This window comes from Balneolaceae bacterium (assembly GCA_034521445.1).
Taxonomy (GTDB): domain Bacteria; phylum Bacteroidota; class Rhodothermia; order Balneolales; family Balneolaceae; genus JAXHMM01.
The window spans coordinates 25,113-37,993 of the sequence record JAXHMM010000010.1; the positions used below are offsets into that span (position 1 = coordinate 25,113).

A 12,881-nucleotide genomic window follows, 5' to 3' on the forward strand; every position below is an offset into this window, starting at 1 on the left:
TTCATGTCCGATTCCATTCGCGCCAAGATTACCGCGGTAGGACATCATTTGCCGGAGGACCGTCTTACCAACCGCGACCTGGAAGAGATGGTTGAGACAAACGACGAATGGATCCAATCCCGCACCGGCATCAGCGAACGGCGCATATTAAAGGATTCTGACAAAGCTACCGCCTTTATGGGCACCCGGGCGGCACAGGAGGCCCTCGACCGTCGGGGGATGAAGGCTTCCGAACTGGACGCCATCATCTTCGCCACCGTTACCCCGGATTACCTCTTTCCCGCTACGGCCTGCCTGGTGCAGGAGCGGCTGGGAGCTGACAACGCCTTTGGATTCGACCTGTCGGCCGCCTGCTCCGGTTTTCTCTTCGCCCTCTCCACCGGCGCCACCTACGTGGAATCCGGACGCTGCGAGAAGGTGATGGTGATCGGCGCCGACAAGATGAGTTCCATTGTCGACTATGAAGATCGGTCCACCTGCATCCTTTTCGGCGACGGGGCCGGAGCAGTAATCCTGGAACCCTCCGACGACGGCCACGGCATCATCGATTTTGTGCAGCATGTGGAGGGCGACACTGCCCGCTCACTCTACCAGCCGGCCGGCGGCAGCCTAAATCCCGCCAGCGAGGAGACCGTACGCAAGCGCATGCACTATGCCAAGCAGGACGGGCGCACCGTTTTCAAGAGGGCCATCGTTGGCATGGCGGACGTCTCCCTGGAGATCATGAGGCGCAACGGACTGGAGGCTGATGACGTAGCCTGGCTGGTTCCGCACCAGGCCAACAAGCGCATCATCGACGCCACCGCGCGGCGCATGGGACTGGACGAAAGCAAGGTTATGGTCAACATTGACAAATACGGCAACACCACCGCCGCCACCATTCCGCTCTGTCTCTACGACTGGGGCGGGGAGCTTGTGCCGGGCGACAATATTATATTGTCTGCATTCGGCGGTGGTTACACCTGGGGCGCCATTTACCTAACATGGGGGATCACATCATGAGCACTGCCTGCCTATTTCCGGGACAGGGATCGCAGTCCGTGGGCATGGGCTCTGAACACCACGCGTCCAGCGCCGGCTTCCGCGAGTACTGCGATCGCGCCAACCGCGCGCTCGGCTTCGACCTGACCGAGATTATGTTCGAGGGACCCGAGGAGAAACTCAGGCAGACCGAGTATACCCAGCCCGCCATCTTCGTGCATTCGGTGGCTCTCTACCGGACACTGGACCTTTCGCCCGACATGGTGGCCGGTCACAGCCTGGGCGAATTTTCGGCCCTGGTGGCCTGCGGCGCCACCGGTTTTGAGGAGACCCTGCGTGTGGTTCGCCGCCGTGGGGAACTCATGCAGCAGGCCGGGGAGAGCCGGCCCGGCACCATGGCCGCCGTCATCGGCATGGACGACGAAGCGGTGGAGGAGGTCTGCGCGCAGGCCAGCAGCCAGACCGGGAAGGAAGTGGTTGCCGCCAACTACAACTGCCCGGGGCAGCTCGTGATCTCGGGCTACGTGGAAGCGGTGGAGAAGGCCGTGGAGCTGGCCGGGGAGGCGGGATGCCGCCTGGCCAAGGTGCTTCCCGTAAGCGGCGCTTTTCACTCTTCGCTGATGCAGCCGGCCTACGAGGGACTCGAATCGGTGTTGCAGGAGCTGGCCATAGCGACCCCGGACTGCCCCATTTACAGCAATTACACCGCCCGCCCGACGCGTGACCCGGATGAAATACGCCAGAACCTGCTGAACCAGCTGCTCAACCCGGTGCGATGGACCCAGACGCTTCAGAACATGCACGCCGACGGGGCGCGCCGCTTTGTGGAGGTTGGTCCCGGCCGCGTGCTCCAGGGTCTTGTAAAACGCACCTTGGACGAGGTGGACATGGAGGGACACCAGTAGCTTGCGTATCGCTAATTAAAACACCGTAATTCTATCGCCATGATAACGCTGGAAGGAAAGAATGCACTGGTAACCGGCGGCAGCCGGGGCATCGGACGTGCCATCGCCCTGCGCCTGGCCAAATACGGGGCCAACGTGGCCCTCACCTACGTAAGCTCGGCCGATGCCGCCGAAGAGGTGGCAGAAGAGATCCGCGACATGGGATGCAAGGCCAAAGCCCTGCAGGCCGATGCGGTGAACTATGAGCGGGCCGAAGAGGTCGTAGGTGAGGTGACCGACGACTGGGGACAGCTCGACATCCTGGTCAACAACGCCGGCATCACCCGCGACAACCTCATCCTGCGCATGAGCGAGGAGCAGTGGGACGAGGTCATCGACACCAACCTCAAGAGCATTTTCAACTACAGCAAGGCCGCCGCCAAACCCATGATGCGGGCACGCGGGGGCTCCATCATCAACATCAGTTCGGTGGTGGGACTCTCCGGAAACGCCGGGCAGAGCAACTACGCCGCCTCCAAGGCGGGCATCGTGGGCTTCACCAAATCCTACGCCAAGGAACTGGCCTCGCGGAACATCCGCGCCAACGTGGTGGCGCCCGGTTATATCGTCACCGAGATGACCGACAGCCTGGACGAGAAGGTGCTGGAGGCCATCAGGGAGGAGACGCCCCTGGGACGCGCGGGCGAAGCCGTGGAGGTGGCCGATGCGGTCGCCTTTCTGGCCTCCGGCCTGAGCGGATACGTCACGGGCGAGGTGCTCCGCGTGGACGGCGGCATGGCCATGTAGGAGGCCGTAAGCAGAGTGTTATTTTAAAGATAGAAATTGTATTTTCTGCTCCTGGTTTCGCATTTTCCCCGAGAAGGGAGCATCATTTACAGCACCGCATAACCTTAATCGAATCAAAAACGAACCATTATGTCTCAAGACGTTGAATCCAAAGTGAAAGCCATCATCGTTGACAAGCTTGGCGTCGATGAATCGGAGGTGGCCCACGAAGCCAACTTTACCAACGACCTGGGTGCCGATTCCCTCGACACCGTCGAACTGATCATGGAGTTCGAGAAGGAGTTTGACATCAGCATCCCGGACGAAGATGCAGAAAATATTGCAACCGTCGGAGACGCTGTCGAATATCTCCAGAGCAAGGTATCCTAAGCACACCTCTCTTCACTCCAATACCCTGGCATGTCTGATCGCAGAGTAGTAATTACCGGAATCGGTGCTCTTACCCCTGTCGGTAAGACAGCACCCGAGTTCTGGAACGGGCTGGTATCCGGTGCCAACGGGGTCCGAAATATCGAGCACTTCGATACGGAGGATTTCCCCACCAAGTTTGCAGCCCAGATTCCCGAATACGACGAATCCGACTACTTCGACCGGAAGGAGGCTCGCCGCATGGACAAGGTGTGCCAGTACGCCATGGTGGCGGCCGACGAGGCTCTGGAGGATACCGGGCTCGATTTCGAGCAGGTGGACAAGGACGAGGTGGCGGTCATCGTAGGCACCGGAATCGGGGGGATGATCACCTTCTACGATCAGGCCATCTCCTTCCACGAGCACGGGCCGAGGGGCGTTTCCCCCTTCTTCATTCCCATGCTCATTCCCGACATGCTGGCCGGCCAGATCTCCATCAAGTACGGCTTCAAGGGACCTAATTTCTGCGCGGTCAGCGCCTGCGCCACGGGCTCCCACAACATCGGCCTGGCCTACGATGCCATCCGGCACGGCCAGTGCGATATGGCCATATCCGGCGGCTCGGAAGCCCCGGTCTCCCGCATCGGCGTGGCGGGCTTCAACTCCATGAGGGCCATGTCCACACGCAACGATTCGCCCTCAACGGCCTCGCGGCCTTTTGACAAGAACCGTGACGGTTTCGTGCTGGGCGAAGGATCGGCCATGCTCTTCCTGGAAGAGTACGAGCATGCCAAGGCGCGGGACGCCCGTATCTACGGGGAGATTGTGGGTTACGGCTTCTCGGCCGACGCCTACCATATCACCGCGCCGGACCCCGACGGGGAAGGCGTGATACTGGCCATGAACCGCGCCCTCGATTCGGCGGAGATCGAGACCACCGACATCGAGCACATCAATCTGCACGGCACTTCAACGCCGCTGGGTGACATCGCCGAAAGCAACTCTATCAAGAAAGTATTCGGGGATCACGCCTACGAGATGAACCTCAACTCCACCAAGTCGATGACCGGCCATACGCTGGGCGCCGCAGGGGCCGTGGAGTCCCTGGCGACCATTCTGGCCATCTACCACGGGATCATTCCGCCCACCATCAACTACGACACGGAAGACCCCGAGTGCGACCTCAACTACACGGTCAACGAATCGGTGGTGCGCGACATCACCTACGCCCTTAACAACGCCTTCGGCTTCGGGGGTCACAACACCTCCCTGGTATTCAAGAAGTACGAAGCCTGAGGGAATGCTCGAGCGTTTCCGTTCATACTTTAAAGGCGGACGCGGCGAATCGCTTGAACTCGATAACCGCAAGCGCGTAGAGAAACTGGAAAGGATCATCGGCCTGGATGCCGGAGATCCTTTTTTATATGTGCGTGCCCTGCAGCACCGCTCCATACTCGCCGATGAGAGCTACTCGGAAACCGATTCCTATGAGCGCCTGGAATTCCTGGGCGACGCCGTTCTCGACCTTATCGTCTCGGAGATCATATTCGAACGATTTCCCGACGAGGACGAAGGCTTCCTGACCAAGCTGCGGGCCAAGCTGGTACGCGGAGAGGCCCTGGCCGACTACGCCATGGGACTGGGCCTGAACAAGCTGATGGTGATCGGCGAGCGGGCAAGGGGACAGGGCATCGAGCTATCCAAAAGCGTGCTCGCCGACGTATTCGAGTCGCTGGTGGGCGCCATCTACGTAGATCACGGCTACATGGAGGCCTACCGGTTCTCCCGGGAGGTTATCGAGCGCGAGGCCGATTTTGACAAGCTCATCGGCACGCTGGACAACTATAAAAGCATGCTGCTGGAGTGGGCGCAGGCCCGCCAGCTCGCCATACCCACCTACCAGGTGACCGACGAGCGTGGACCCGGCCACGACAAGACCTTCGAGGTGAAGGTGATGGTGGATGGGGAGGAGCGTGGAACCGGATCGGGCAAGAGCAAGAAGGAGGCCGAGCAGCACGCCGCGCGCCACGCACTGCGCCTGCTGGAAGGGGAATAAGGTCTAGAAAGGCGCCTCGTCGTCCCCGCCGCCGTTGCCATCGTCGTCCTCGTCCTCGCCCGCGTCCGGCCCCGGATCGTGTCCCAGGGGAGGGGGTCCCTCCGGTGCGCCGTTCTGCGATTCTCCGCCCTTGCCGCTACCCCGGCCGCCACGCCCGCCTTTGCCGAAGGGACCGGATTCGTCGGCCTTGGTCAGATTCTCGAAGCGGGCGTAATCCTCTACGAAGTAGAGCGGAACCGAGCCCGTCGGGCCGTTACGCTGCTTGCCCACAATGATCTCTGCCAGGCCGGTGGTCGACTGCCCCTCGGGCGTGGTCTTTATGCCGTAGTACTCGGGGCGGTAGAGAAAGGTCACCACGTCGGCGTCCTGCTCGATAGAGTTGTGAACGATGATATCGTTGGCCAGAAAGTTGTGATGATCCTCTATAGTGAGGTCGAACACTTCGGCCGTGCCCTCAACTCTGTTGATGCCCGAAAGACGATCCCAATGGATCTCGCTTTCTGTCCGAACCTCCCTTGGCAGTGCAATGTGCTCGCCCTCCTCCAACTCGTCCAGCCTTTTCCAGCCATTGATGGTGAGAAACTTGTGGTTGGCGGTGGCGTGTATGCTGCGTCCAAGTCGGGTGCTGAGTTCAAAATAGGGCTTTTTACCCGTACAGAAAGCGTTCTGCACTCTGGATTTCACAATCTTGTTGGTCTGCTGGTCCAGGGCCCATACGTAGCGATTCTCTTGTCCCACGAGATCTTGGATGGCCTCGCGCTCCCCGGTATCTGCCATGGGAATCAGCGTATCGCCGCGCAGACAACCACTCTCGCGCAAGTCACTCAGCTGTGGCCTCTTGTCCCCGCCGCGCTGCTCCACAGCCCGGCTGAGCTGCGAAAGCGCCACCACGGGCACGTTCAGGTCCTTGGCCAGGGCCTTCAGCCCCCGCGAGATGGATGCGATCTCCTGCTCGCGTGTGCCGAAATCCTTGCCGCCGCCCGACATAAGCTGCAGGTAGTCCACCACAATCATCCCGATATCGTGCTCGCTCTTCAGGCGCCGCGCCTTGGTGCGAAGCTCCATGATACTGAGCCCGGGCGTATCGTCCACGAAGATGTTGGCCGTAAAGAGGCGCCCCGCAGCGTCGATCAGCCGCTTGAACTCCTCGTCGTTCAGCCGTCCGGATCGGGCGGACTGGGAGTTGATGCGCGCCTCCATGGTCAGAAGGCGCTGCACCAGCGACTGGTTGGACATCTCCAGGGAGAAGATGGCCACCTTGGTCTGCAGCTTGGGGTCCTGGTGGAGGGCGGCGTTGCGTGCGGTGGTCAGCACGAAAGCCGTCTTGCCCATGGAGGGGCGCGCGGCGATGATAATCATGTCGCCGTTCTGCCAGCCGGCCGTCATCTTGTCAATGTCCAGGCCGGTGGGCACGCCCGTCACCCCCGAGGGTTTGCCCCGGATGTCCTCCAGGTAGGATAGGGTGTCCTTCAGTACGTCGCCGATGGGCTTGGCCTGGGCGCGGTGTTTGGCGTTGGCGAGATCGAAGATGCGCTGCTCGGCGCGGTCCAGCACGTCGTAGGGATCGGAGGCGCTGTCGTAAGCCTCCTTGATGATGTCGGTGCAGTTGAGGATGAGGTTCCGCTTGGTGGCCTTCTCCGCGATGATCTGCGCGTGATAGTCGATGTTGGCGGCCGAACTCACCGAACGGGTCAGCTCCGAGAGGTAGCCGGTTCCCCCGCATGCGTCGAGCAGTCCACGGTCGCGCAGCTCGTTCTCCACGGTGATCAGGTCCAGCGGATTGTCCTTCTCGTAGAGGTCGTGCAGCACCTCGAAAATATGGCGGTGCGACTGCTTGTAGAAGTCGCCTGACGAAAGCATCTGGAGCGCGACGGTTGCAGCCTCGTGCTCAATGAGCATGGCCCCCAGCACGGCCTCCTCTACTTCGGTGGCCTGGGGAGGCACCCGGCCCTGTTGTTCGAGGGCATCGTTTTCGGACCGGTTGTTGTATTGAGAGGCTTTATCTGCGGCCATCCGTGGTGCTGAGTCTGTGCGTCAATAAGAGTTTGAGGGTTCCGGTAGTATAATAAAAAGTGGACGACTATATGAACTCTGATCCGTCCGAAACTTACAGTTCAGAGCGCAAATAACGGTCCGTTCGCCGCCGTCAGCGCTCAGGGTTTGCCGCCCAGTTCGTCGTATCGCCTGCGGAGCTTCTGCACGTCTTCCCAGGTGGGACGCTTCCACTTTTCGTGGCGGAGGAGGGCGGCGGGATGGTAGGTGGCCAGCAGCTCGTATCTGCCGCGGTAGGAATGGAATGTACCCCGCATGCTGCTGAGGGAGTCGTTGTTCTCCAGCAGCGTCTGGGCGGCGGTCTTGCCCAGACAGAGAATGAGTTTGGGCTGGATGAGCTCGATCTGCTTGAGCAGGAAGGGCAGGCTGCGCTCGCGCTCCTCGGGCAGGGGATTGCGGTTGTTGGGAGGACGGTGCTTGAGGATGTTGGCGATGTAGACGTCCTCGCGCTCGAAATCAATGGCGGCCAGGATTTTGTTGAGCAGCTGGCCGGCGGCCCCCACGAAGGGCTCGCCCTGCTTGTCCTCCTCGGCCCCGGGCGCTTCGCCGATGAGCATCAGATCGGCCTCGGCGTTGCCCACGCCGAAAACCATGTTGGTGTCGGGCAGGTCGGTGCGCAGCACCTCCGCCTGCGCACAGAGCTGCCTGAGTTCTCCTAGCGAGCTGCACCGGCCGATGCTTTGGTAGACGTCGCGGGAGGCGTCCTCCTCGAAGAGGCCCTCCTGGGGATCCAGGGCGCCGCCGGAGGATGAGCGCCGGCGGGTGCCGCCCGTGGAGCTCCGTGTGGATCGGGTGACGCCGGGAGCGGAGCCGCTCGAAGCGGCTCCTGCCAGGTCGGCGTCGGATGCGGAGTCATCCGGGGTATCGGCCGGATCAGCATCCCCGCTCTTCTCCCCGGAGTCGGAGGCAGTGTCGGTGTCAGCTGCGGTGTTTTCGGGAGCTGCGGGGGAGGGAGCCGATGCCGCGAAATCGCCGTAGACCTCCCGCTCGTTTTCAATAAAACGGATGATACCGTCGATCAGCTCTTGCGGTGATTTCATAGCGTGTGGTTTAAAGGCTCAGCTCACCAGTTCGGCGATGACCCGTTCCTGCTTTTCCGCCTCCTCCGTGACGGTCCCCACCAGGTAGCCGCCGCGGGCACGGGCGCCGAGTTCCACGGGCAGGATCCGGTTCTCATAGCGCTCCTCGTGGGGGATGCCCACGCGCACGTAGTTATCAGTCCAACCCTGCATCATTCCGTCCTTGTCGGCCCCCTCGATGAGCACGGGGCGCACCTGGCGCTGGAAGGAGGTGTCAAATGCGTAACGCTTTTTGCGGGAGAGGCGGCGCAGCTTGTGGGTGCGCGCCTTGCGCACGCTGTCCTGCACGCTGGGCTCGATCTTTAGGGCGCGGGTGCCGGGACGCTCGGAGTAGGTGAACACGTGCAGGTAGGAGACGGGGAGGTCGTCGATGAAGTCGTAGGACTCCAGGAAGAGCTCTTCGGTCTCGCCCGGGTGACCCGTGATGACGTCCACGCCGATGGCGGCGTCGGGCATCAGCTCCCGGATCAGCTCCACGCGCCGCCGGTAGAGATCGGACTGGTAGCGGCGCCGCATGAGTCCCAGCATCTCGTCGCTCCCGCTCTGCAGGGGCATGTGGAAATGGGGCTGCAGCTTGTCCGACTGGGCCACGAAACGGATAATTTCCTCGTGCATCAGGTTGGGTTCCACCGAGGAGAAACGGATGCGCTCCAGACCTTCCACCTCGTCGAGCGCCTGCACCAGCATGAAGAAATCCTCGTCGGTGCCGCGACCGAAGTCACCCGCGTTGACGCCAGTGATTACGATCTCCTTGAAACCCTCGCCCACCAGCTTGCGCGCGTTGTTGCAGACGGTGGCGATGGTGGGGCTCCGGCTCTCGCCCCGGGCCATGGGAATGGTGCAGAAGGAGCACGAGTAGCTGCAGCCGTCCTGCACCTTCAGGAAGGCGCGGGTGCGGTCGTCGGCCGAAAAGGCGTTGTGGAAATCCACCGCCTCGTTGACGTCGGAGTGGTGGATCACCGTCTCCTGCCTTTTGGAAAAATCGTCGAATAGGTCCAGCAGGTCGAATTTGTGCTTGGCCCCCAGCACCACGTCCACACCTTCGATGCCGGCAATCTCCTCCGGCTTGAGTTGGGCGTAGCAGCCGACCACGGCCACGAAGGCCTCCGGGTTGCGACGCAGGGCGCGCCGGACCGTCTTCCGGCAGGTGGCGTTGGCGCTCTGGGTGACCGAACAGGTGTTGATCACGTAGATGTCGGCCTGTCCGTCGAAGTCGGCAATCTCATAGCCCGCCTCCTCGAAGTCGCGCTGGATGGTCAGCGTCTCCGAGTAGTTCAGCTTGCAGCCGAGGGTCTGAAATGCGGCGCGTTTCATGGATTAGGGGCGAAGGATCGAATTGGAGGATTCGGAGCAAAAAGATACAAAACGACGACGGGACTTGACACCCTCCTGCGCTGGAAACCACCCTGGTGCGGGCGCCCCTGTACGTTTCCGTTGAAGCCTGAATGGGCTATATTGCAGCCGAATTCATCCAAATGGAGCCACAGAATCATGGACGACACGCAGAGCACCTTCAATATTCAGAGCTGGAACGAGGAGATCTTGCAGGAGTGGGAGGGAGGCAGCATGCGCGAGGCCAAGGTGCGCCAGGCCTACCACGGGCATCTTAGGGGCGAGAGCGACCTGGTCTATCTGATGACCTACACGGAGGGGGGCAGAGCCCGTTTTGTGGGCACCGAGCTCTTCGAGGGTACGGTAGGCGAGCGCGAGGGACGCATGAGCCTGCACCACGAGGGTACCTTTGAAAATGGCGTTGCCCGCTCGACGTGCCGGGTGGTGCCGGGCTCGGGCACCGGGGAGCTGGAGGGGATCTCAGGGGAGGGCCGTTTCGAGGCCGATGGCAACAAGGTAGCGTTTCGTTTCAGCTACGAGATGGACTGACCGCACGGGAGCTTCCGCCCGGGAGGTCTCTCAGCTTACATCCAGTGGTGCCAGCCGTAGATCAGTACCGCCAGCACGATGAAGTTGGCGATGCTGATGGGCAACATGCGTTTCCAGCCCAGTTTCATCACCTGGTTGTACTTGAACCGGGGAATGGTCCAGCGCACCCAGATAAAGACGAAGATGAAGAAGGCAGTCTTGGCGGTGAAGATGCCCACGTCGAGCACGGCTTTCCAGGTGGTGCTCATCTCGGGCAGCCAGTATCCGGCGAAGGGCAGGTGGTAGCTGCCGAAGAAGAAGGTTGTAATCAGCATGCTGCCGATAACCACGTGCATGTATTCGGCCAGGAAAAACATGCCGAATTTCATGCCGCTGTACTCGGTGTGAAAACCTCCGACAAGCTCCTGCTCGGCCTCCACCAGGTCGAAGGGCGTGCGGTTGGCCTCGGCAAAGGCGGCCACCACAAAGATGACAGCCCCGACGGGGTTGCGGAAGAGGTTCCACCAGTACTCCTGCGAATCCACCACGTCAATCATGCTGAGCGACTGCGAGAAGAGGACGCAGGAGGCTACGGCCATGCCCAGGGGAAGTTCGTAGCTGAGCATCTGGGCGGCGGCGCGCAGTCCCCCGAGCAGGGAGTATTTGGAGTTGGAGGCCCAGCCCGCGAGGGTGACCCCGTAGACGCCCAGGGAGGTGACGGCCAGCAGATAGAGCACCCCGGCGTTGATGTCGGTGATGTAAAGTCCGTCGCCGAAAGGTATGACCGCGACGGTCAGCAGGGCGGTGATTACGGGAATCATGGGCGCGACCGTATGGATGGTCTTGTAGCCCTGGATGGGCGTCACGTCTTCCTTGAGCAGCAGCTTGACCACGTCGGCTATGGGCTGCAGGAGTCCGAGGGGACCCACCCGGTTGGGTCCCAACCGGTTCTGGATGAAGGCGGCGACGCGCCTTTCGGCATAGACCGCCAGCGCCGCCGAGTTGAGCAGCATGAAGAGGGCGATGCCCAGGGTGATATAGGAAGTGCTGGTGACGGGTTCCATTAAATCGCGTGCTTAGGCTTGGTTGACTTCGGTGGTTTGCTGTTTGAGGGGGATGCCCTGCTCGGCGTCCATGCGTTCGTAGCTGACGCCCTGGAAGGCGGCGATGTGCCCGGAAATCTCGTCCATGATGTCGCGGGAGTGCGCCAGGTCGAAGGCCAGTCCAATGCGGTCGGCCAGGCGGTTCAGGAACTCCCAGGCGGGCAGGCAGTCCACCTTGTTCTCGTCGGTGCGCCAGTTGTCGAAGTTGGTGCCGTGGCGGTCCAGGCGGCCCTCCGACATCTCCAGGTTGAGGCGCCGGTTGGTATATTTGGTCTCCTTGGCCGGGTAGGTGCGCTGGATGCGCCCGTCCAGGTTCACATAGCTGGCGGCGTGCTCAGCCACGCAGGTGACGGGTATTACCAGGTCGGCCGCCGCGGCCAGGGCGGTATCGTTGGTGGCCAGCATGATGACGTAGGTGCCGTCCAGGTCTTCTTCGGCCAGCACCCCGCGTTCCAGCAGATCGTCGGCCAGGATGACGGCCACCCCGGCACCGCGTACAGCGGAGGCGATCTCTTCGGTGGGACTTTCGTCGAGTCCCAGCAGGCGGCAGCCCTCGGTGTTGGGGGCCTGGTCGTCGGTCAGCAGGAAATCGTCGCCGTGGCCCTCCTCAATGTGGGTGGTGAAGCGGGCTGCGGGAGCCCCCAGCAGGTCGAAAAACTTGGAAAGGGCGTAATTTTCCTCCACCGAGGCGTGGGGGGAGCCGATCACGGCCAGTTCGGAGGGATCGTGCGCCTCCAGCACCTCCGCAAAGGTTGCAAGGGCATTGTTCCAGGAGGTCTTTGAGCGGTTCTTACCGTCCAGCTTGATCAGGGGACGGGAGACCCGGTTCTCGTTGAAGCGGCGGTAGGCCATGCGTCCCTCGTCGGGCATCCAGTGGTCGTTGACGTGGTCATTCTGGCGCGGAGTGACGCGCAGCACCAGGTTGTCGCGGGTCCACAGGTCCACGTTGGTGCCCTTGCCGCCCGTCACGTCGATGCTGGGGGTCTGGTTCATCTCCCAGACGCGCGCCTTGAAACGGAAATCCGACGAGGTGAGCGCGCCCACCGGGCAGAGGTCCACCGTATTCAGCGAATAGGGGTCGTCAAAGGTCTCGCCCGGTGCGGTCATGGGGTAATTCTTGTCGCCGCGGGAGACGATGGTGAGCTGATGGGTTTCGCTGATCTCCTCGGTGAAGCGCACGCAGCGCGTGCAGTTGATGCAGCGCTCGGCATCGAGTGTGACGCGGGGACCCAGTTCCACCCGCTTGGGCTTGTGCACCTTCTTGACCTCGAAGCGGCTGCCTTCGGGACCGTACTTGTAGGTCTGGATCTGGAGGGGACACTCCCCGGCCTGGTCGCAGATGGGGCAGTCCAGCGGATGGTTGATCAGTATGAATTCCAGGTTGTCCTTCTGGGCGCGGGTCACCTCCTCGGAAGTCTCCTGCGTGTGGACCACCATGCCGTCCTGTATCTTGAGCGAGCAGGAGGTCTGCATCTTGGGGAACCAGCGTATCTTGCGTTCCCCGTCCTCGTCCAGCTCGTACTCGCCGGTCTCCTGGTCCTTGACGGGCTGGCCCACTTTTACCAGGCACTGCCGGCAGTTGGCGGGAATGGACATGGAGGGATGGTAGCAGAAAAAGGGCACCTCCATACCCTGGTCCAGTATAAACTGCAGCAGGTGAGGCTGCCCCTCGTACTCGAATCGTTTCCCGTCTATGAATACTTCAGGCATG

The 12,881-nt window shown here is 61.6% G+C and carries 12 protein-coding genes; 7 read left to right on the plus strand and 5 right to left on the minus strand.

Annotated elements, in window-relative coordinates:
• Positions 1-3: 3 nt before the first annotated feature.
• From U5K31_11340 to rnc, 6 genes are all read left to right on the plus strand, one after another.
• A complete protein-coding gene (locus U5K31_11340) occupies positions 4-1,002 on the plus strand; it encodes a beta-ketoacyl-ACP synthase III (protein MDZ7773313.1) in 999 nt (332 codons plus the stop codon).
• Positions 999-1,886 carry an ACP S-malonyltransferase gene (gene fabD / locus U5K31_11345; protein MDZ7773314.1) on the plus strand — a complete coding sequence of 296 codons (888 nt, stop codon included), beginning with the start codon at positions 999-1,001 and terminating at the stop codon, positions 1,884-1,886. The genes U5K31_11340 and fabD overlap by 4 nt, the downstream gene beginning before the upstream one ends.
• 39 nt (positions 1,887-1,925) lie before the next feature.
• Entirely contained in the window at positions 1,926-2,672 is a 747-nt protein-coding gene (fabG, locus tag U5K31_11350; protein ID MDZ7773315.1) for a 3-oxoacyl-[acyl-carrier-protein] reductase, read from the plus strand.
• Between the two features lie 129 nt (positions 2,673-2,801).
• A complete protein-coding gene (locus tag U5K31_11355) occupies positions 2,802-3,041 on the plus strand; it encodes an acyl carrier protein (protein MDZ7773316.1) in 240 nt (79 codons plus the stop codon).
• Between the two features lie 30 nt (positions 3,042-3,071).
• On the plus strand, positions 3,072-4,316 hold the full coding sequence (gene fabF / locus U5K31_11360; GenBank protein MDZ7773317.1) for a beta-ketoacyl-ACP synthase II: 1,245 nt from the start codon (positions 3,072-3,074) through the stop codon (positions 4,314-4,316).
• Between the two features lie 4 nt (positions 4,317-4,320).
• Positions 4,321-5,076 carry a ribonuclease III gene (rnc, locus tag U5K31_11365; GenBank protein MDZ7773318.1) on the plus strand — a complete coding sequence of 252 codons (756 nt, stop codon included), beginning with the start codon at positions 4,321-4,323 and terminating at the stop codon, positions 5,074-5,076.
• 3 nt (positions 5,077-5,079) lie between these two features.
• On the opposite strand, the gene dnaB is transcribed toward rnc, so the two are convergent.
• The 3 genes from dnaB to mtaB all read right to left on the minus strand — a co-directional run bounded on the left by dnaB (position 5,080) and on the right by mtaB (position 9,521).
• Entirely contained in the window at positions 5,080-7,089 is a 2,010-nt protein-coding gene (gene dnaB, locus U5K31_11370; GenBank protein MDZ7773319.1) for a replicative DNA helicase, read from the minus strand.
• A 140-nt stretch (positions 7,090-7,229) separates the two neighbouring features.
• A complete protein-coding gene (locus tag U5K31_11375) occupies positions 7,230-8,168 on the minus strand; it encodes a uracil-DNA glycosylase (GenBank protein MDZ7773320.1) in 939 nt (312 codons plus the stop codon).
• An 18-nt stretch (positions 8,169-8,186) separates the two neighbouring features.
• Complete coding sequence (gene mtaB, locus U5K31_11380; protein ID MDZ7773321.1) at positions 8,187-9,521, minus strand: tRNA (N(6)-L-threonylcarbamoyladenosine(37)-C(2))-methylthiotransferase MtaB; 1,335 nt, start codon at positions 9,519-9,521, stop codon at positions 8,187-8,189.
• 177 nt (positions 9,522-9,698) lie between these two features.
• On the opposite strand from mtaB, the gene U5K31_11385 reads away from it, so the two are divergent.
• Complete coding sequence (locus tag U5K31_11385; protein ID MDZ7773322.1) at positions 9,699-10,088, plus strand: DUF3224 domain-containing protein; 390 nt, start codon at positions 9,699-9,701, stop codon at positions 10,086-10,088.
• 35 nt (positions 10,089-10,123) lie between these two features.
• Here U5K31_11385 and nuoH read toward each other — a convergent pair whose 3' ends face one another.
• On the minus strand, positions 10,124-11,131 hold the full coding sequence (gene nuoH / locus U5K31_11390; GenBank protein MDZ7773323.1) for an NADH-quinone oxidoreductase subunit NuoH: 1,008 nt from the start codon (positions 11,129-11,131) through the stop codon (positions 10,124-10,126).
• Positions 11,132-11,143: 12 nt separating this feature from the next.
• The gene (locus tag U5K31_11395) at positions 11,144-12,880 is read right to left on the minus strand and encodes a 2Fe-2S iron-sulfur cluster-binding protein (GenBank protein MDZ7773324.1); all 1,737 of its coding nucleotides are present in this window, start codon (positions 12,878-12,880) and stop codon (positions 11,144-11,146) included.
• Position 12,881: the final 1 nt, after the last annotated feature.